This window comes from Actinomadura geliboluensis (genome assembly GCF_005889745.1).
In the GTDB taxonomy this organism is placed as follows: Bacteria; Actinomycetota; Actinomycetes; order Streptosporangiales; family Streptosporangiaceae; genus Spirillospora; species Spirillospora geliboluensis.
Map to the genome: position 1 here is coordinate 1 of NZ_VCKZ01000173.1, position 17,750 is coordinate 17,750.

The 17,750-nt window shown below is 73.2% G+C and carries 21 protein-coding genes and 1 pseudogene; 12 read left to right on the forward strand and 10 right to left on the reverse strand.

Features of this window, described 5'->3' with window-relative positions; all coding sequences use genetic code 11:
* A partial coding sequence (locus tag ETD96_RS44980) for a hypothetical protein (protein WP_205719409.1) occupies nucleotides 1-209 on the forward strand: 209 nt, incomplete at its 5' end.
* A gap of 315 nt (nucleotides 210-524) precedes the next feature.
* On the opposite strand, the gene ETD96_RS22690 is transcribed toward ETD96_RS44980, so the two are convergent.
* The 3 genes from ETD96_RS22690 to ETD96_RS22700 form a co-directional block, all read right to left on the reverse strand.
* A complete protein-coding gene (locus ETD96_RS22690; RefSeq protein WP_138638487.1) occupies nucleotides 525-1,400 on the reverse strand; it encodes a DUF3037 domain-containing protein in 876 nt (291 codons plus the stop codon).
* Nucleotides 1,401-1,407: 7 nt separating this feature from the next.
* Entirely contained in the window at nucleotides 1,408-2,085 is a 678-nt protein-coding gene (locus ETD96_RS22695; RefSeq protein ID WP_138638488.1) for a hypothetical protein, read from the reverse strand.
* A gap of 397 nt (nucleotides 2,086-2,482) precedes the next feature.
* Complete coding sequence (locus tag ETD96_RS22700) at nucleotides 2,483-3,508, reverse strand: coiled-coil domain-containing protein (protein ID WP_138638489.1); 1,026 nt, start codon at nucleotides 3,506-3,508, stop codon at nucleotides 2,483-2,485.
* Nucleotides 3,509-3,692: 184 nt separating this feature from the next.
* Between ETD96_RS22700 and ETD96_RS47650 the strand changes: the two genes are divergently transcribed.
* The 6 genes and pseudogenes from ETD96_RS47650 (at nucleotide 3,693) to ETD96_RS48180 (ending at nucleotide 6,951) form a co-directional block, all read left to right on the forward strand.
* A complete protein-coding gene (locus ETD96_RS47650; protein ID WP_274704636.1) occupies nucleotides 3,693-3,824 on the forward strand; it encodes a hypothetical protein in 132 nt (43 codons plus the stop codon).
* 367 nt (nucleotides 3,825-4,191) lie between these two features.
* The gene (locus ETD96_RS22705) at nucleotides 4,192-5,292 is read left to right on the forward strand and encodes a tyrosine-type recombinase/integrase (protein ID WP_171069180.1); all 1,101 of its coding nucleotides are present in this window, start codon (nucleotides 4,192-4,194) and stop codon (nucleotides 5,290-5,292) included.
* A gap of 153 nt (nucleotides 5,293-5,445) precedes the next feature.
* Nucleotides 5,446-5,937, forward strand: a complete 492-nt coding sequence (locus ETD96_RS22710; protein WP_138638502.1) for a nuclear transport factor 2 family protein — start codon at nucleotides 5,446-5,448, stop codon at nucleotides 5,935-5,937.
* Between the two features lie 205 nt (nucleotides 5,938-6,142).
* Nucleotides 6,143-6,277, forward strand: coding sequence for a hypothetical protein (locus ETD96_RS47655; protein ID WP_274704637.1), 135 nt, complete (start codon nucleotides 6,143-6,145; stop codon nucleotides 6,275-6,277).
* 101 nt (nucleotides 6,278-6,378) lie between these two features.
* A pseudogene (locus tag ETD96_RS22720) lies at nucleotides 6,379-6,882 on the forward strand (Vgb family protein); the annotation flags it as partial.
* 3 nt (nucleotides 6,883-6,885) lie between these two features.
* Nucleotides 6,886-6,951: a hypothetical protein gene (locus ETD96_RS48180; RefSeq protein ID WP_420884775.1), complete on the forward strand. Its 66-nt coding sequence runs from the start codon at nucleotides 6,886-6,888 to the stop codon at nucleotides 6,949-6,951.
* 127 nt (nucleotides 6,952-7,078) lie between these two features.
* Here the strand turns inward: ETD96_RS48180 and ETD96_RS22725 are convergent, their stop codons facing one another.
* Nucleotides 7,079-8,548, reverse strand: a complete 1,470-nt coding sequence (locus tag ETD96_RS22725) for an MDR family MFS transporter (protein ID WP_138638492.1) — start codon at nucleotides 8,546-8,548, stop codon at nucleotides 7,079-7,081.
* A 3-nt stretch (nucleotides 8,549-8,551) separates the two neighbouring features.
* The gene (locus ETD96_RS22730; protein WP_138638493.1) at nucleotides 8,552-9,496 is read right to left on the reverse strand and encodes an NAD(P)/FAD-dependent oxidoreductase; all 945 of its coding nucleotides are present in this window, start codon (nucleotides 9,494-9,496) and stop codon (nucleotides 8,552-8,554) included.
* Between the two features lie 62 nt (nucleotides 9,497-9,558).
* Here ETD96_RS22730 and ETD96_RS22735 point away from each other — a divergent pair, with 62 nt between their 5' ends.
* Nucleotides 9,559-10,020, forward strand: coding sequence for a MerR family transcriptional regulator (locus tag ETD96_RS22735; protein WP_240808036.1), 462 nt, complete (start codon nucleotides 9,559-9,561; stop codon nucleotides 10,018-10,020).
* Nucleotides 10,021-10,119: 99 nt separating this feature from the next.
* Here the strand turns inward: ETD96_RS22735 and ETD96_RS22740 are convergent, their stop codons facing one another.
* From ETD96_RS22740 to ETD96_RS22750, 3 genes are all read right to left on the reverse strand, one after another.
* Entirely contained in the window at nucleotides 10,120-10,659 is a 540-nt protein-coding gene (locus ETD96_RS22740; protein ID WP_240808038.1) for a DUF1062 domain-containing protein, read from the reverse strand.
* Between the two features lie 292 nt (nucleotides 10,660-10,951).
* The gene (locus ETD96_RS22745) at nucleotides 10,952-11,137 is read right to left on the reverse strand and encodes a heavy-metal-associated domain-containing protein (RefSeq protein WP_138638504.1); all 186 of its coding nucleotides are present in this window, start codon (nucleotides 11,135-11,137) and stop codon (nucleotides 10,952-10,954) included.
* Nucleotides 11,138-11,160: 23 nt separating this feature from the next.
* Nucleotides 11,161-11,565 carry a nuclear transport factor 2 family protein gene (locus tag ETD96_RS22750; protein WP_138638495.1) on the reverse strand — a complete coding sequence of 135 codons (405 nt, stop codon included), beginning with the start codon at nucleotides 11,563-11,565 and terminating at the stop codon, nucleotides 11,161-11,163.
* Nucleotides 11,566-11,646: 81 nt separating this feature from the next.
* Between ETD96_RS22750 and ETD96_RS22755 the strand changes: the two genes are divergently transcribed.
* Complete coding sequence (locus ETD96_RS22755) at nucleotides 11,647-12,249, forward strand: TetR/AcrR family transcriptional regulator (RefSeq protein ID WP_138638496.1); 603 nt, start codon at nucleotides 11,647-11,649, stop codon at nucleotides 12,247-12,249.
* Between the two features lie 18 nt (nucleotides 12,250-12,267).
* Here ETD96_RS22755 and ETD96_RS22760 read toward each other — a convergent pair whose 3' ends face one another.
* Both ETD96_RS22760 and ETD96_RS22765 read right to left on the reverse strand, forming a co-directional pair.
* Nucleotides 12,268-12,753: a helix-turn-helix transcriptional regulator gene (locus tag ETD96_RS22760; RefSeq protein ID WP_138638497.1), complete on the reverse strand. Its 486-nt coding sequence runs from the start codon at nucleotides 12,751-12,753 to the stop codon at nucleotides 12,268-12,270.
* A gap of 58 nt (nucleotides 12,754-12,811) precedes the next feature.
* Complete coding sequence (locus ETD96_RS22765; protein WP_138638498.1) at nucleotides 12,812-15,202, reverse strand: ATP-binding cassette domain-containing protein; 2,391 nt, start codon at nucleotides 15,200-15,202, stop codon at nucleotides 12,812-12,814.
* Nucleotides 15,203-15,464: 262 nt separating this feature from the next.
* On the opposite strand from ETD96_RS22765, the gene ETD96_RS22770 reads away from it, so the two are divergent.
* The 3 genes from ETD96_RS22770 to ETD96_RS22780 form a co-directional block, all read left to right on the forward strand.
* Nucleotides 15,465-16,628 (forward strand): sensor histidine kinase, encoded by a 1,164-nt coding sequence (locus tag ETD96_RS22770; RefSeq protein WP_478209492.1) that lies wholly within the window; start codon nucleotides 15,465-15,467, stop codon nucleotides 16,626-16,628.
* Nucleotides 16,616-17,278 carry a response regulator gene (locus tag ETD96_RS22775; RefSeq protein WP_138638500.1) on the forward strand — a complete coding sequence of 221 codons (663 nt, stop codon included), beginning with the start codon at nucleotides 16,616-16,618 and terminating at the stop codon, nucleotides 17,276-17,278. The genes ETD96_RS22770 and ETD96_RS22775 overlap by 13 nt, the downstream gene beginning before the upstream one ends.
* A gap of 84 nt (nucleotides 17,279-17,362) precedes the next feature.
* On the forward strand, nucleotides 17,363-17,750 hold a 388-nt coding region (locus ETD96_RS22780; RefSeq protein ID WP_138638501.1), incomplete at its 3' end, for an MFS transporter.

Sequence of the window (17,750 nt, forward strand, 5' to 3'; positions counted from 1 at the left end):
CCCCCGGACACCAGGCCGTCACCCTGATCGAGTTCGACCGGGTCTGGCCGTCCACGTGCATGTACCGGACCCGGGTAAGCGTCCAAGCCCGCGACGCCGGTACCGACGAGCAGCACCTAGTCCAACTGTGGCGCGCCCCATCAGCACCCGAGAAGCTGATCAAAGCAACCGACCTGACCGGCCACCGCCGCCGCGCCGGCAAACCATAGGCAAGCAGCAAGACCCCGACATCCGGCGGCCTCGGCGGCCGCCGGTGGCGCAACCTCGCGCCTGAGGGGACGGCCGGCGGCGACTTGCTCCTGGAACTCAGCCCTTGGGCCCGAGCGCGCTCCACCAGCATCGAGATCAGCTGCTCGTCCGAGGCCACGCCCGAAGGGCCTTGGACCGGCTACTCCATTGACTCGTCCTCAACGACGGTGTCGGACACCTGGCGTCTCCTCGATCATCAGAAAACCCAAGGCCGCCATCACCGACGACAAAGCAAACCAGGCAAATAGATCACGAATTACGGCTGAAGCAGTGAGTCACTGCTGTCGATCCAGCAGTTCGGCTGCCCGCGTTCCCACCGCCTCAACGTCGTCGAGGGTACTGACACGGGCTCCGACCTGGTCAAAGACCTGCCCAGCTTCTTCAAAGACCTGCTGCTGGCCCGGGGTAGTGGGGGGCGCGATCACGACCTCGACGTCCACGTCGCGCTCGATTCGGCTGGCGTGGTGGGCGCCCATGACACGTGCCTCTTCTTCCCCTGAGCGAAGGCGCCCCAGCGCGTACCCCCATGCCTTGACCTCGGTGGCCATCTCCTCCAGGCTGCTGCGCTGGAACGACCACCCTTGGGTCAGTTGCACCACGCTGCCGTTCCCGATGGCGAAGTCGACCAAGGTGTGCACGTACGACCCGACGAACAGGTCCGATCGCTCCCGTAGCAGATGGCGTTGGATCGCGGCGTTGCGGTAGGCGTCCCGCAGTTCGGCCAGCACCCGCGTCTTGGTGATCTGACTCCGCGGACGGTTCACCACAGGATCGATGATCATCTGCTTGAACACGATGTCCAGTGCAGCTTCCGCGCTATCAGCAACGATGGGGGTTGGTGGTGAGAGTTGCACGACGCTGCGATGGTCATGATAGAGCGCCTGCAGCCATTCTTCGGTCAGGCTCGTCGGCCCGGCCGTCTCCGCCTGCAGCCGCTCGGCCTCGATACGTTCGCCGACATCGGAAAGCAGGTCGTGGGCGGCGTCGCGGGTCGCGCGGTCGGCGAGCCTTTGCACATGGCGTTCGTTGCTGACCTGGCGGACCGACCAGTCCCCAGTGGAGGGATCGCCCACGATGGCACCGTAGTTCACGAACTCGCCAGTGCGTGGGTTGGGTACGCAGCGCACCAGGCTGTATAGGTAGCGATTCATCAGCCCATCAGTCCTCCACCAGCGCCCTCATCCTGGCGGCGACGGCCGGTGCCCGCTGTTGCAGGAACCAGCCGAGATCCTCTAAATCTTGATCGCTCACCGGCCACGACGATGGCACAGATCGCAGCACCATAACGAGATTAGCTTGGTCGATGTGATCGAGCTTGTCCGCCACCTGGCGGACCGCGTCGGCATTGAGACCGACTGGTGGGTCCGGTAGCTGATGAGCCTTGTCCACCATGGCCTGGAGACCGGTTCGGGTCCAGTATCCGCGGCCGCCGGGCGGCAGGTACAGGCCATGGTCGTGACTGTACAGCGTCCGGTCGTGGTCGATGTCGTACAGCCATTGCTCGTCCCAGCCGAAGCACCAGTCGTAGAGCGCGTACACCCCGGCATGCCGGCAGGGGTTGTCGTCGCGTTCACGCCATCCGAGCCCGTCACGGACTTCCTCGACCCGCTCTACAGCAAGGCTGGCGTGCGCCAACCCCGGTTCAAGCGGCTGCCCAGGGCGGCGTTCCCACCCGGCCAACTCCGGCGGGATGCGGATCAGACTCGTCGCGCAGACCGGCGCACCGATCATTGCTCCCGCCTGCGACACCACGAGTTCAATCGCGAGTGAGGCTCCCTGCTCCGGCGGGCAGGCCTGCAGGCATTTGACGAAGTAGTCCCGGCCATCGCTGGCCACAGCACGAAAAGGGCCACCCCAGCTGTGCCCGGACGCCTCAACCGGCGTAACCACACATAGTTCGTTGAATCGGTCGTGACGATGGCCAGCCACCGATCCTGCCCAGTCACCCTGGGACTTCATACAACCCCCGTCCTGCCATGCCAGTCGTGGGCAGCGTAGCGGTGAAGATGCACCCGCGGCCGCCCCCTGACATCGCCGGATCCGGCCGATCGCGGCGACCATCCGCCGCCCAGCGCCTGGGCGAACCCGATACCGCTGGACGTGCCGGCCGAGGTGCTGGACTACCTGGCGGATGCGCCGTGGTCACCTGCAGCACGCCCCCAGCCGACTGGCCCCGCTCCGCCGCTTGGTCATCGGCCGCGGTCGGCATCGTCGAAAGGACAGCTTCTCCAACTCAGGTTGTTCGGGGAGGGGTGCCGGTGTCGTCTGGCTCGCCGTCGGCGGGTCCGCTTTGGTGCTCGGGGCCGCTGCCGACCTGGCCGGCCGCGGCCTCCGTGCGGGTGGCGCGTTCACGTTGCGCCGCAGCGTCGGCGCGGGCGGCCGCCAGGTCGGTTTCGAGCCGGTCGCGCAGGGCCTGGCAGGAGGCGAGGGCCCGCTGCGCGGCGGCCTGTCCGGTGGCGGCCTCCTCGGCGGCGGCCCGCAGGTCCCGCTGCCGGGCCTCCAGCGCGTCGGCGCGGGCGGCGGCCTCGCGCCCGTGCCGCATCGCGTCGTCGCGCGCCTGCTCGGCGGCCTCGGCCCTGGTCTGCTGGTTGCGCGCCTCACCCTGGGCGACCGCCAGCGCCTCCCGGACCGCCGCCAGCGCCGCGGTGGTCCGCGCCAGCTCGGCTTGGAGGGTCTGCATCCGGTCGGCCTGGACGCGGGCGGCGGTCTCCAGTCGGCGAAGCTCCACCTCATGGGTGTTGCGGGTTTCGTGGAGCTCGGCGGCCTTGGCGTCGCGGGCGGTCTCGGCGGCGGTTTGCGCGTCGCGGGCCGCGTCGCGGGCCTGCCGGTGCGCGGCGACCATCTCGGCGGTGTCGGCGCGCACCCGCTCCAGGTCGGCGCGGTCGCGTGCCGCGGCCTGCTCGACGGCCCGCTGGGCTGCGCAGGCGGCCTCGGCGGCGGCGACCGCTTCCTCGCGCGCCTTGTCGGCGGCCAGGGCGCGGACGTCGGCGTCGGCTTCGGCCTGCGCCGCGGCGGTCGCCTCGGCCTCGGCCCGCCGCACCCGAGACAGTGCTCCTTCCTGGGCCGCGGCGAGGAACTCCTGCAGTTCGGCCAGCTGGCTCTGAAGGGCGCCGATGGCCGCCGGCACCCGGTGGGCGAGCGCCTCGGCCTGGCGGAGCGGCTCGTCGACCGCGGCGGCGTCGGCCGCGCGCCGGTCCCGGCTGGCCTGGTCGGCGTGGGCCTTGCTGCAGTACTTGGCGGGCCGCCCCCGGCCGCGCACCGGAAGCGGTTCGGTGCAGCCGGCCAGCGCGCACTCCCCCGCTGCGGGCGCCGGTGCCTCTTCTGCGGCTTCTCTGCCGTCGGCGGGTTCAGGACTGGGTCCGGCGTCGCTTGCGGGGTCGGCCGCGGCGGCTGTGAGGGCGCCTTCCCCTACGGGCGGTCCTCCGGCCGCTGAGCCCGCAGGGATGGTCGCGCTCGTTGCCGCCTGCGGGAGCGTCGGCGGTGCGGCGGTCGGCTCGGCCGCCGCGGTGGTGTCCGCGGGCTCGTCGGTGGCGCTGTTCTGGCTGCTCGTCTGGCTGCTCACCCGCCCATCATAGGGATATTTCGCTGCACACAACGCGTAAATATTAACGCGGAACGCGCAACGCTTAATCGGTTCCAGTTGAGGCTCCGGGATAATCACGCTTATCCTGGTGATCATGCCCCCGGGCGGCCGCCGGGAGCGATCACCGCACGAGACGAGCGGCGCCATGCGCGACCGAGGACACGCCCATGCGACCCTCGGTTCGAGGCCGCCGGGCCGACGGGAGCGGTAGAAGACGGAAGGCGGAGACATATGAGCGGGAAGGCCCCCACGAGCCGCCGACGGCCGCGCGCATGAGCGCGACGCCGGTGCCACCGGCGCGAGAGCCTGAAGTCGTCACGCTTGTCGGGCCGGTGGTCGGCGCGGCACCCGGAGACGGTGTGGAAGACGCGGATGCGTTCGCTCCCTCCGACCCGTTCGCGCAGGCCGTGGCGCTGCTGCCCGCGCTGCCGCCCGACGATCCCGGCGACCGCTACGGCCTGCGGCTGCTGACCGCAGCCTGGCTGCGCGGCCAGCGCAGCGACGCCACCCGCCGCGGCTACTACCGCGACCTGGCCGGCTGGCTGGACTACTGCGCGCGCACCGGGCTGGACCCGCGGACGGCACGGCGCGCCGACATCGACGACTGGTCGGCGTCCATGACCGTCACCGTCAACGGCCGGTCCCGACCGCCCAGCGCCGCCACCCACGCACGGCGCCTCGCGGCGGTGTCGTCCTGGTACACCTACCTGCAGTCCAACGACGTCACCGAGCGCAACCCGACCCTGCTGGTCAGGCGGCCGAGCAGCGCGCAGATCGCCGCGTCCGCCCGCAAGGCCCCCACCCTCAGCCCCTCCGAGACCGCGCGGCTGCTCGACACCGCGGAGGGCCGCGCCGCCGCACTGGGCACCGAGGCGGCCTGGCGCGACGCGGCCGTGATCGCGCTGCTGTTCTACACCGCGCTACGCGTCTCGGCGATCACCGGCGCCGACCTTGCGGACCTGGACACCGAGGCCGGATACCGGGTGCTGCGATACCGCGCCAAGGGCAAGGGACCCGACGGCCGCGACTACGTCCGCCTGGACGGCGAACTCTGCCGCGTCCTGGACGCCTACCTCGCCGTCCGCGCCGGACGGCACCCGGACGGCGTCCGCCCGCCCGGGCCGCTGCTGGTCACCACCCCGCACCCCTACGACCGGGCCAAGTCCGGCGGCAAGCGCCTCACCCAGCGCGACGTCACCAACATCCTGCGCCGGTCGGCTCGGTCGGCCGGGCTGCCGAACGCGTCCCGGCTCAGCCCGCACAGCGGCCGCCGCACCGTCATCACCACCCTGCTCGGCAACGACGTCCCGCTCGCCAAGGTCCAGGATCTGGCCGGGCACGCCGACCCCCGCACCACCCGCGGCTACGACGACACCAACCACAAGCTCGCCTCCTCCCCCGTCACCGACCTCACCCGCATCCTCGCCGGACACCGCACCCCCAGCACCAAAGATCAGTGAGCGCCCCCTCCGGGCGACGCAGCTCAGTGTCGGTGTTCAGCGAGTCCTCCCGCCGCATCAGGCCGGCAGCGGTTGGTCGTCGGCCGACTGCAACCAAGTCCGGTGGGACGGGGTTTCCAGGGCGTCGCTGGTTGAGAGGAGCGGGTGACGACCATGGGACCTTCGGCGGAAGACCCGCACGTGTCAGGTGATGCGTGGGCGGTGATGGAGAAGTTCTACGCGGCTGAGGCGGCGTATGTCGCTGCGGGCGGGTACGGCAAGGCGAGCTACGAGCAGGCCGCCGCTTGCCTGGATCCAGAGGTGGTGCTGCACCAGGCTCCGGGCCTGCCGTTCACGGGAACCGGGACGTGGCGGGGCCGAGACGGCATGGAGCGGTTCCTGGCCCTGTTCAGTGAGGTCTGGGAGTCGATGGACTTTCTGGACCAGCAGCACTGGGGCGATGGCGACACCTTGGTGGTGCGCAATCGGGTCCGATTCCGTGCCCGGGCCACCGGCCGCGAGGTGGAGACGCTGATCTTGCAGCTGATCACCGTCAAGGACGGGCGCATGCTCGAATGCCGTCCCTTCTATTGGGATCCGGCTGCCATCGCCGAAGCCTGTGGCTGGGCGGGCCCGCAAGGGGAGGGCGAGAATCCGGCGGAGTGATCAGCCTGCCGCGGCGATCCCGGTGGCGTCGGCGGCCTCGAGTTGGCGGACCATGTCGTCCACTCGATCCGCCTTCCCAACATCGTCGACACTGTGCCGTCGGCACCCAGGCGAGGCAACTCATTAACTCCCTGGAGGACGCCCGCCGTGGCGGGCCCCCTGGAACCCACATCGCCACGACGCTGGCCGCGACGAGGTGCGTGCCGTGGTCGATGCCGCTCCCGACCGCAGGCTGGTCGAGATCGCGGGCAACCACAACGTGCCGATGACACAGCCCGCCGGCCTGGCCGCGATCATCGTCGACCTGGTGCGCCGCCTCCCCCGGCCCGCGAGCTCCTGACACCGGGCAAGCCCCGGCACTGGAAAGGACACAGAAATGCAGCACCACCAGTCGGTTCGGGAGTTCTCGGTCGCGGATGCGAAGGCCGGCCCTACGGCATCGTGACCGGGCCCGATGGCGCGTTGTGGCTCACCTTGGTCCACAGCGGCGAGATCGCCCGCCTGACCGTCGAGGGTGAGCTCAGCCGGTACCCCGCGGGTGCCGCGGAGGGCAGACCGAGCATCATCACCGCGGGTCCGGGCGGGGCGCTGTGGTTCACCCTCAACCAGGCCAACGCCATCGGCCGTATCGGTCTCGACGGCGAAGTGACCCTGAACAGGCTGCCCACCGCTGACGCCGCACCCGTGGGCATCACGCACGGCGCCGACGACGCGGTGTGGTTCGTGAAGATCGCCGCGGGGCAGATCGGCAGGCTCGGTGCTGACGGCTCGGTCCGGGAGTTCCCGCTCCCCGATCGGGGCGCCAAACCCCACGCCATCACCGCGGCGCCCTCCGGAGAGTGCTAGTTCACCGAGTGGGGTGCGAACCGTGTTGGACGCATCACCCCCATCGGTGTGATCACCGAATACGACCTGCCCACCCCGGCATCGGAACCCCACGGCATCACCGTGGGCCCGGACGGCGCCCTGTGGACTGCCCTGGAAACCGGAGCAGTCGCCCGGCTGGCCCCATGACTCGCCCCTTTCGGCCCATCCCGGCCGGGCACCCGGCTCCGGCGCCCCAAGGTGGCCCGGCTAGGGGCCGGGCCACCTTGGAAACAGGGTCAGGGCGAGGAGCCCGTGCGGGTCCCGGGCGCGGCGGTCACGGTGCTGCGTCGGCGGGTGTTCTGGCCGCCGATTGCGCCGCGGCCGGCTGCTCGGGTCCGCGGGGCAGCAGTGCCATCAGCGCCAGCAGGACGGCGGCGGCCGGCGCCCCCCAGAACAGGACGTCGGGGATGGCGGCCGTGGTCGCCTCCGGGCCCGGGGCCCGGCCCTGCGTCTCCCGGGCCAGCAGGGTTCCGAAGACCGAGACGCCGAGCGACAGCCCCAGCCCGCGCACGGACACCGCGGCGGAGGTCGTGGCGGCCAGGTCCGCGGCCGAGACGGCGTTCTGCGCGACGACCACCAGGTTCTGCATCAGCAGCCCGAACCCGAAGCCCAGCACCGCGATCTCCACGGCCAGCACGGCGTAGGGGGTGCCGGGGGTGAGGCGGCTCAGCAGCACGAACCCCAGTACCGCGATCGCCGAGCCGGTGAGCAGGTAGGGCTTGTAGCGGCCGCTCGCGCCGATGCGGGCGCCGGCGAGGGAGGAGACCGCCATGAACGTCAGGACGTAGGGGTTGAGTGCCAGGCCCGCCTCGGTGGCTCCCATCCTGTACGCGGCCTGAAGGTAGGTGGGCAGGTAGACGATCGAGCCGCCGAGCAGCGCGCCCAACAGCGCGGTGGCGGGGAGCACGACGCGCAGGACGGGGTCGGCGAACAGCCGCAGCGGCAGCAGCGGGTTGGACGCGCGGCCTTCCCACCACGCGAACAGCACCGCCAGCGCCGCCACCGCGCCGATCAGCGCGAGGATCGTCCCGGACGTCCAGCCGTGGGTGCGGCCGCCCCATTCGGCGACCAGAAGCAGGCTCACCACCGCGCCCGCGATCAGCGCGGCGCCGGGCAGGTCGACTCTGCCGCCGCCGCCCGGTCTGGGCAGCCGCAGGGCGAGCGCGGTGGCCGCCATGGCGAGCAGGCCGAGCGGCAGGTTGACGTAGAAGATCCAGCGCCAGCCCCAGGCGTCGGTGATCGCGCCGCCGGCGAGCGGGCCGCCCACGCTGGCCAGTGCGAAGACGCCGCCGGTGAAGCCCTGGACCCTGCCGCGCAGCCGCTGCGGGTACAGCTCCGACAGCGCGATCGTGGGCAGCACGAACAGCGCTCCGGCGCCGATGCCCTGGAAGGTCCTCGCGGCGATCAGCTGGGGGGTGGTCTGGGCCAGGCCGCACAGCGCGGAGCCCGCGATGAAGGCGGCGACGGCGGTGAGGAACACCGGGCGCCGCCCGAAGCGGTCGCTGACGCGGCCGTAGAGCGCGCCGGTCGCGGTCGAGGCCAGTACGTAGGAGGTGACGATCCAGCCGATGGAGTCCATGCCGCCCAGGTCGGCGGCGATGTCGGGCAGGGCGATGGCCACCACGGTCTGGTCCAGGACCGACAGCAGCATGCCGATCAGCAGGCCGGCCGTGGCGAGCGGCACGTTCCCGCCGCGCTTTTCCGGGGCGGCGGAGGCGGTCTTGTCGGGTTCCGCGGACACCACGGTTCAGCCCCTCGCCCGCGCGAGCGGGTCCGGCAGGCCGAAGTCGGCGCTGAGCAGGTCCTGGTCGAGGACGGCCGCGGCGACGGTGCCGCTCGCCGCCGCGGCGATGACCGCGGCCATCGGCATCGGCACGCTGGCCCGCCGCGCCATGTCACCGGCCGCGTACACGCCGGGGACGCTGGTGCGGGCGAACTCGTCGACCTCCACGCACCCGTCGGCGAAGGACGCGCAGCCCAGGCGTTCGGCGAGGTCGGAGCGCTGGCGCGGCACGCTGACGACGAACACCGCCTCCCGGGCCAGGGACGTGCCGTCGTCGAAGACGATCTGCTCCAGGCGGCCGTCGGTGCCCTCCAGCCGGGCGACGGGTTCGCAGTGCACGGCGACGCCGTGCTTGCGCAGCGTGGCCTGCGCCGCCGGGTCGAGCGGCTCGCCGCCGGTGCACAGGGCGACGTGGCCGGCGAAGCGGCTCAGCTGCAGCGCCAGCCGCACGCGGGCGGGTTGCGCGCCGAGCACGGCGACCTTTTTGCCGGTGCATTCGTAGCCGTGGCAGTAGGGGCAGTGGAACGCCGAACGGCCCCACATCTCCTCGGCGCCGCGCGGGCCGGGGACGTCGTCGGCCAGGCCGGTGGCCAGCAGGAGGCGCCGCGCGGACGCGGTACCGCCGCCGGACAGCTCCAGGTGGAAGCCGAGCCCGTCGATCGGGCGGACGTCGGTGACGGTCCCCGTCCCGGTCCGCACGGCCGGGTAGGCGGCCAGTTCCTCGCGGACGAGGCGGCGCAACTCCGCGGGGGGCGTGCCGTCCCGGGTAAGGAAGTTGTGCACGTTGTCGGCGGCGGCGTTGCGGCCCTCCCCGCCGTCGATCAGCAGCACCGGCCGGTGGACCCGGCCGAGGGCCAGCGCGGCGGCCGCACCGGCCGGGCCCCCGCCCACGATGGCGACGTCGAACATGTCCTGCCTCCATTGATCGGTCGTCCCTTGACGTGCGGCCGATTCTGCAAGTTAATGTCAACATGAAGTCAAGTGACTCGATGCGGATCGGGGAGCTCGCCGAGCAGTTCGGCCTCGCCGCGCACGTCCTGCGCCACTGGGAGGCGATGGGCCTGCTGACCCCGGCGGCCCGGGTCAACGGCCGCCGCCGCTACACCCGCGACCACGTCGTCCGCGTGATGACGATCATCCGCGCGAAGGCGGCGGGGATGAGCCTGGAGCAGATCCGCGACGTCCTCACCGTCTCGGGACGGGACGAGCGGCGGGCGCTGCTGGAGCGGCACCACGCGGAACTGGAGCGCCGCCTTCACGAGATCGCGGCCTCCAAGGCGCTCATCGAGCACCTCATGCGGTGCGGAGCCGACGACTTCACCCAGTGCCCCGACTACCGGCGCCTCGCCGAGAGCGCGGTCGTTCCGCAGCACCTCCACGACGACGGCTGCGTGGTCGCGGACACCGCCCCCGCCGCCGGCGAGGCCCGCTGACCGGCGGCGCTTCCCAGGAGCAGGGCCGGCCAGGGGACTGCCGGCCGGGAGGCGGTGCGGCCGCGGCGGGACGACCGTCCCGCCGCGGCCGCGGTCCCGCTAGTCCCCGGCCAGCACGGTGAAGGTGAACCCGGTGCTCGTCGGGCGGCGCAGCGGGGTCTCGGACTTGATCCGGCGCCGGACCTCGTTCCTGCTGAGGCCGAGCCCGTGCGCGATGAGCCGTTCCGGCCGCACCGGCACGGGATCGTCGAAGGCGACCCGCACCTGGACCGGCCACGCCCGGTCGGGCCGTTCCGGCGGGGTGTGCAGCCGCCAGGCGCCCGTCCAGTCCAGGGTGAAGCGGTTGCGGCGGGCGAGCAGCGGGTCCAGCAGCCTGGACGCCACCAGCCCCGGATCGTTGGCGCGGTAGCCGTCCAGGTCGGCGGCGGCGAGGGAGCCGACCGGGACCCGCTCGTGCACGGTGAGCTTGATCGTGCGGTCGCAGGTCACGCAGCGGACCAGCAGCCACACGTCCAGCAGCCTGCCGTTGGCGTTGACGCGGAACCTGCCCTCGCCGGTGGTGGCCGTTTCCGACCCGCAGCCGGGGCACCGCAGCGACAGCAGCGGCAGCCTGGTCCGGCGGACGACCCAGGGCAGCACGGTATGAGGTTGTGAAGACATGGACTCTCTTGACCTGACACGAGGTCGATTGCGCGCGGCCTCGGACGCTGTAGCGGCCGGGCGCGCGAGGGCAGCCCGGCGGAACCGACGGGAGCGTCGGCTACAGGTGAGCGGAAGAAGGTGTCAGGTCTAAAGAGCAGGCGGGGTCACGCGGTGTCGTCCTCTGTCCTCACGGAGATGGGCCGCAGGCAACCTACGGGCCCGCGGACGGGACGCTCAACCGGTTTTCCCGCTGGGGCTCGGCCGGGGCCGCCCGGCCCTGGCGGAGCGTCTAGGCGTCGGCGCCGGTGAGTTCGTAGCCCGCCTCCTCGACCGCGGCGCGCACGTCGGCGATGTCGAGCGGCCCGTCGCTGGTCACGGTGACGCGGCCGGCGCCGACGTCCACCGTCACGGCGGTGACGCCGGCGATGCGCTCGATCTCCTCGGTGACGGCGTCGGCGCAGTGCCCGCAGGCCATGCCGGCGACGGTGTAGCCGGCGGTCACGCCGGCGCCTCCTGGTCGGCGGGGACGGAGCGGGTGAGCATGTGCGCCGCGCGCATCCGCCCGTCGTCGGCGAACCGGCCGAAGAAGCAGACCTCGATCCGCAGGTCCTTGCCGCGCTGGCGGACGTGCAGGGTGTAGCGGGCGGCGATCCGGTCGCCGTCGGCGATGGCGTCGTGCACCTCGACCCGGCCGTCGGGCCGGTTCTTGCGGACGGGCCGGGTGTGGGCGATGAGCTTGTCGCGGTCCATCCGGTGGCCGTCGGCGACCTGGACGATGTCGGGGGTGTGGTAGCGGTCGACGATCGCGGCCGGATCGTCGTCGCCGTCCAGCAGGTCCCGGGTGAAGGAGGTGAAGAAGTCGGCGATGAACCGCTCCGGGTCGGTGCCGGCGAGTGCGCGCATGATGCTCCGCTGGTCGAGGAACGATAACTCTTACGCGCTGTAAGATATACATCGGCCGATAATTCTGACAAGATGTAAGAGATGGCTTCCTCCCCGGCTCCCCGCCGCCGCGCCGACGCACGCCGCAGCAGGGCCGCCATCCTGGACGCCGCCGTACGGCTCCTGGACGAGCGGCCCGACGCGAGCCTGGAGGCGATCGCCGCCGCGGCGGGCGTGACCCGCCAGACCGTCTACGCCCACTTCTCCTCGCGCGAGCAGCTGCTGCTGGGCGTCGTCGAGCGGATCACCGAGGAGGTCGCCGCCGCGATGGACGCCGCCGGCCCCGACGACGGGCCGGCCGCCGGCGCCCTGCTGCGCGTGCTCGACGCCGCCGAGCGCGCGGCCCGCCGCTCCCCCGCGCTGCTGCGGCGGATCGGCGAGCTGCCGGTCGGCGCGCAGGCCGACCGCGACCGGCACGCGCCGATCACCGACCGGATCGCGCGGGTGGTCGAGCGGGGCCGGCGCAGCGGGGAGTTCGACGACCGGCTCCCGCTGGACTGGCTGGTCTCGGTCACCGTCCGGCTCGCCCACGCCGCCGGCGAGGAGCGCGCGGCCGGGCGGATGTCGGACCGGGACGCCGGGCACGCCCTTCACACCAGCGTGCTGCGGGTGCTCGGCGCGGCCGCCCCGGAGCCGCCGCGGTGAGGAGATGCCGCCCGGCGGTCACCGGGTCCTGAGGGGCCTGGTCACCTGCTTCTCCAGGCACGACGGCATGCCGACCGGCATCCCCGCCACCGTGCCCGGCACCGCACCCGCCGCCGGGCCTGGCACGGCGCCCGAAGTACCCGGCGTGTGCGCCGCGCGGCGCCGGTAGGCGCTGGGCGGCATCCCGACCAGTTCGGTGAAGCGGGTGCTGAAGGTCCCCAGGGAGGAGCAGCCGACGGCGAAGCACACCTCGGTGACGCTGAGGTCGCCGCGGCGCAGCAGCGCCATCGCCCGCTCGATCCGCCGCGTCATCAAGTACCCGTAGGGCGACTCGCCGTAGGCGAGGCGGAACTGGCGGCTGAGGTGCCCGGCGGACATGTGGACGCCGCGGGCGAGCGCCTCGACGTCCAGCGGCTCCGCGTACTCGCGGTCGATCCGGTCGCGGACCCGGCGCAGCCGCGCCAGGTCGCGCAGGCGCTGCGCCGGATCGGTACTGCTGCTCACCTGGGAAATCCTGCCACACGGCCCCCTGCGCGAGGCCCGCCCCGGTCAGTCGCCCCGGTCAGTCGGCGACGTAGGCGGCCAGGTGCCGGCCGGTGAGGGTGGAGCGGTCGGCGACCAGGTCGGCGGGCGTGCCCTGGAACACGATCCGGCCGCCGTCGTGGCCGGCGCCGGGACCGAGGTCGATGATCCAGTCGGCGTGCGCCATGACGGCCTGGTGGTGCTCGATGACGATGACGGACTTGCCGGAGTCGACGAGCCGGTCGAGGAGGCCGAGGAGCTGCTCGACGTCGGCGAGGTGCAGCCCGGTGGTCGGCTCGTCCAGGACGTAGACGCCGCCCTTGTCGCCCATGTGGGTGGCGAGCTTGAGGCGCTGCCGCTCGCCGCCCGACAGGGTGGTGAGCGGCTGGCCGAGCCGCAGGTAGCCGAGCCCGACGTCGGCCATCCGCTGCAGGATCTTGTGGGCGGCGGGGATCCGCGCGTCGCCGGCGCCGAAGAACTCCTCGGCCTCGGTCACCGGCATCGCCAGCACCTCGGCGATGTCGCGGCCGCCGAGGTGGTGCTCCAGCACCGCCGCCTGGAACCGCTTGCCCTCGCACTCCTCGCAGGTGGTGGCGACGCCCGCCATCATCGCCAGGTCGGTGTAGACGACGCCGGCGCCCTTGCAGTTGGGGCAGGCGCCCTCGGAGTTGGCGCTGAACAGCGCCGGCTTGACCCCGTTGGCCTTGGCGAACGCCTTGCGGATCGGGTCGAGCAGCCCGGTGTAGGTGGCCGGGTTGCTGCGCCGCGACCCCTTGATGGGGGCCTGGTCGACGGTCACCACCCCGTCCCGGCCGGCCACCGACCCGTTGATCAGCGAGCTCTTGCCCGACCCGGCGACGCCGGTGACGACGACGAGCACGCCGAGGGGGATGTCGACGTCGACGTCCTGCAGGTTGTGGGTGGCGGCGCCGCGGATCTCCAGCGCGCCGGACGGGGTGCGCACCGCCGGTTTGAGGGCGGCGCGGTCGTCCAGGTGCCGGCCGGTGAGGGTGCCGCTGGCGCGCAGGCCCTCGACGGTCCCCTCGAACATCACCTCGCCGCCCTCGGTGCCGGCGCGCGGGCCGAGGTCGACGACGTGGTCGGCGACCGCGATCGCCTCCGGCTTGTGCTCGACGACCAGGACGGTGTTGCCCTTGTCGCGCAGCTGCAGCAGCATGCCGTTCATCCGCTGGATGTCGTGGGGGTGCAGCCCGATCGTCGGCTCGTCGAAGACGTAGGTGACGTCGGTGAGCGAGGACCCGAGGTGGCGGATCATCTTGGTGCGCTGCGCCTCGCCGCCCGACAGGGTGCCGGACGGGCGTTCGAGGCTGAGGTAGCCGAGCCCGATCTCCACGAACGAGTCGAGGGTGTGCTGCAGCGTGGTCAGCAGCGGCGCGACCGACGGCTCGTCCAGCTCCCGCACCCACTCGGCGAGGTCGCTGATCTGCATCGCGCAGGCGTCGGCGATGCTGATCCCCTTGATCTTGGACGAGCGGGCGGCCTCGGTGAGCCGGGTGCCGCCGCAGTCGGGGCAGGCGGTGAAGGTGATCGCCCGGTCGACGAACGCGCGGATGTGCGGCTGCATCGCCTCCCGGTCCTTGGCGAGGAACGACTTGCGGATCCGCGGGATCAGGCCCTCGTAGGTGACGTTGATGCCGTCGACCTTGATCTTGGTCGTGTCCTTGTGGAGGAGGTCGTGCAGCTCCTCGCCGGTGAACTCGCGGATCGGCTTGTCGGGGTCGAAGAACCCCGACCCCATGAAGATGCGGCCGTACCAGCCGTCCATGCTGTAGCCGGGGATGGTGAGCGCGCCCTCGCGCAGCGACTTGGAGTCGTCGTACAGCGCGGTCAGGTCGAAGTCGGTGACGGCGCCGCGGCCCTCACAGCGCGGGCACATGCCGCCGGTGACGGTGAAGGTGCGCTTCTCCTTCACGGTCTTGCCGCCGCGTTCGACGGTGACGGCGCCGGCGCCGCTGAGGGAGGCGATGTTGAAGGAGAACGCCTTGGCCGTGCCGATGTAGGGCTTGCCGAGGCGGCTGAACAGGATGCGCAGCATCGCGTTGGCGTCGGTGGCGGTGCCGACGGTGGAGCGGGGGTCGGAGCCCATCCGCTGCTGGTCGACGATGATCGCGGTGGTCAGCCCTTCGAGGACGTCGACCTCGGGCCGCGCCAGCGTCGGCATGAAGCCCTGCACGAAGGTGCTGTAGGTCTCGTTGATCAGCCGCTGCGACTCGGCGGCGATGGTGTTGAACACCAGTGAGCTCTTGCCCGATCCGGACACCCCGGTGAACACCGTCAGCCGCCGCTTGGGGATCTCGATGCTGACGTCCTTGAGGTTGTTCTCGCGCGCCCCGTGCACGCGGATCAGGTCGTGGCTGTCGGCGGCGTGCGCCGCCGGAGGCTGGGCGTCCGTCGTCGTGGCCTTGCTCATCGTGTCTCCATCTGGTTGGCGGGGCCGCGTCCGCGTTCCCCCGTAGGTCGCCCGGCTCGATCAGGCCGGCGCAAAGGATATGCCGGTCCGGCCTGCCGCCACGCTATCCGCGGCCACCGACAAACCGCTTCTCGATTCCTGACCGGCCGACCGGGACAGACCGGTCCCGCCCGGCCCCGGCCGTCCTCGGGAGGGACGGTCACCGACTTTGGTCGGTGCCGCCGCCGGGCGGGCCGCGGCTAGCCTGTGCCCGGTGGACGAGGTGACGTTCGGGCAGGTGGGCGCCGGCCCGCGGCCGGGCAGGGCGGCCGGGGCCGCGATCGTGGTCGCGGTGTCGGCCGTGCTGACCGCCCTGACGCTGTGGGGGCGGCCGGGGACCGGCGGGAGCTTCGCGGTGGACGCGGCGGTCGGCGCGGTGTCGTGCCTGGCGGCGCCGCTGCTGCTGTGGCGGCCGGTGCCGGCCGCGCTGGCGCTGGGCGTCCTCGCGGTGCTGTCCCCGGCGGCGACGCCGGCGGCGAGCATGGGGGTGCTGCAGGTCGCGCAGTGGCGCCCGTTCCCGGTGGCGGCGGCGGTCGGCGCGGCGGGGGTCGCCGCGCACGTCGCGCAGGGGTGGTGGCGGCCGAGCGGCGGGATCTCCTTCGGCTGGTGGGTGCTGCTGGTCGCGCTCGCCTACGGCGCGCTGGTCGGCTGGGGCGCGCTGGCGCGGGCGCGGCGGGCGCTGCTGGAGTCGCTGCGCGAGCGGGCCCGCCGCGCCGAGGCCGAGCAGGGCCGCCGGGTCGCCGAGGCGCGGATGGCCGAGCGGACCCGGATCGCGCGGGAGATGCACGACGTCCTCGCGCACCGGCTGTCGCTTCTGGCCACCTACGCGGGCGCGCTGGAGTACCGGCCGGACGCGCCGCCGGACAAGCTCGCGCAGGCCGCCGGGGTGGTCCGCGCCGGGGTGCACCAGGCCCTGGAGGAGCTCCGCGAGGTGATCCTGCTGCTGCGCACCGACCAGCCCGACGGGGACGGGTCGGACGGCGGGGAGGGCCGGCCGCAGCCCGCGCTGGCCGACGTGCCCCGGCTGCTGGAGGAGTCGCGGGCCGCCGGCGGGCGGGTGGAGCTGCGCGACGGGGTCGCCGACGCGGCGGACGCCCCGCCGGCGGCGGGCCGCGCCGCCTACCGGGTGGTGCAGGAGGCGCTGACCAACGCCCGCAAGCACGCGCCGGGCCTGCCGGTGCGGGTGGTCCTGGAGGGCGGTCCGGGCGCGGGCCTTCTCGTCGACGTCCGCAACCCGCTGGCGCAGGACGGCGCCGTCCCGCCGCCGGGCAGCGGGACGGGCCTGGTCGGGCTGACCGAGCGGGTCCGGCTGGCGGGCGGGCGCCTGGACCACGAGGCCGCCGCGGGCGAGTTCCGGCTGCGCGCCCGGCTACCATGGCCGGCGTGACCCGCCCCCTGCGCGTGCTGATCGTGGACGACGACGCGCTCGTCCGCGCCGGGCTGTCGATGATGCTGGACGGGGCGGGCGGCCTCACCGTCGCCGGCGAGGCCGCCGACGGCGCCGAGGTGCCCGCGGCCGCCGACGCGCACGCCCCCGACGTCGTCCTGATGGACCTGCGGATGCCGCAGGTGGACGGCATCACCGCGACGCGGCGGCTGCGGGCCCGGCCGAACCCGCCCGAGGTCATCGTGCTGACCACGTTCGACTCCGACGAGGACATCCTGCGCGCGCTGCGCGCCGGCGCCGGCGGGTTCCTGCTGAAGGACACCCCGCCCGGCGCGATCGTCGACGCGGTGCAGCGGGTCGCCGCCGGCGACCCGATCCTGTCGCCGAGCGTCACCCGCCGCCTGATGGACCGCGCCGCGACCGAGGCGGGCGCGCACCAGCGGGCCCGCGCGGCGCTCGCCCGGCTCAGCCCCCGCGAGAACGAGGTGGCGCTGGAGGTCGCGCGGGGCCGCTCCAACGCCGACATCGCGGCGGAGCTGTTCATGAGCGTGGCGACGGTGAAGGCGCACGTGTCGAGCGTGCTGACCAAGCTGGACCTGGACAACCGCACCCAGGTCGCGCTGCTGGTCCACGACGCCGGCCTCGTCTGACCCGTCCCCCGCGCACCTCCCGGTCGCCGGGCCGGCGGGGACGGTTCGGGCCGCGGCGAAACGTCCGGGGCCCACGGTGGAGCCATGGACACCTCCACGACCGGCACCGCCGGCCGTCCCGGCGCAGGCGGCGCGGGTCCGGCGCCCCGGCGCGGCGCGGCGCTGGCGGTCCTGTGCGCCGGGATGTTCCTGGTGCTGCTGGACGTGACGATCGTCAACGTCGCGCTGCCCGGAATCGGCCGGGCCCTGGGCACCGGCCTGCCCGGGCTGCAGGGCGTCGTGGACGGCTACGCGGTCGCGATCGCGGGGCTGCTGCCGGCGGGCGGCGCGCTCGGCGACCGGATCGGGCGCCGCCGGATGACGCTCGCCGGGTTCGCGCTGTTCGGCGCCGCGTCGCTGGCGTGCGGGGCCGCGCCGGGCGCCGGGCCGCTGATCGCGGCGCGCGCCGTGCAGGGCGCGGGCGCTCGGGGCG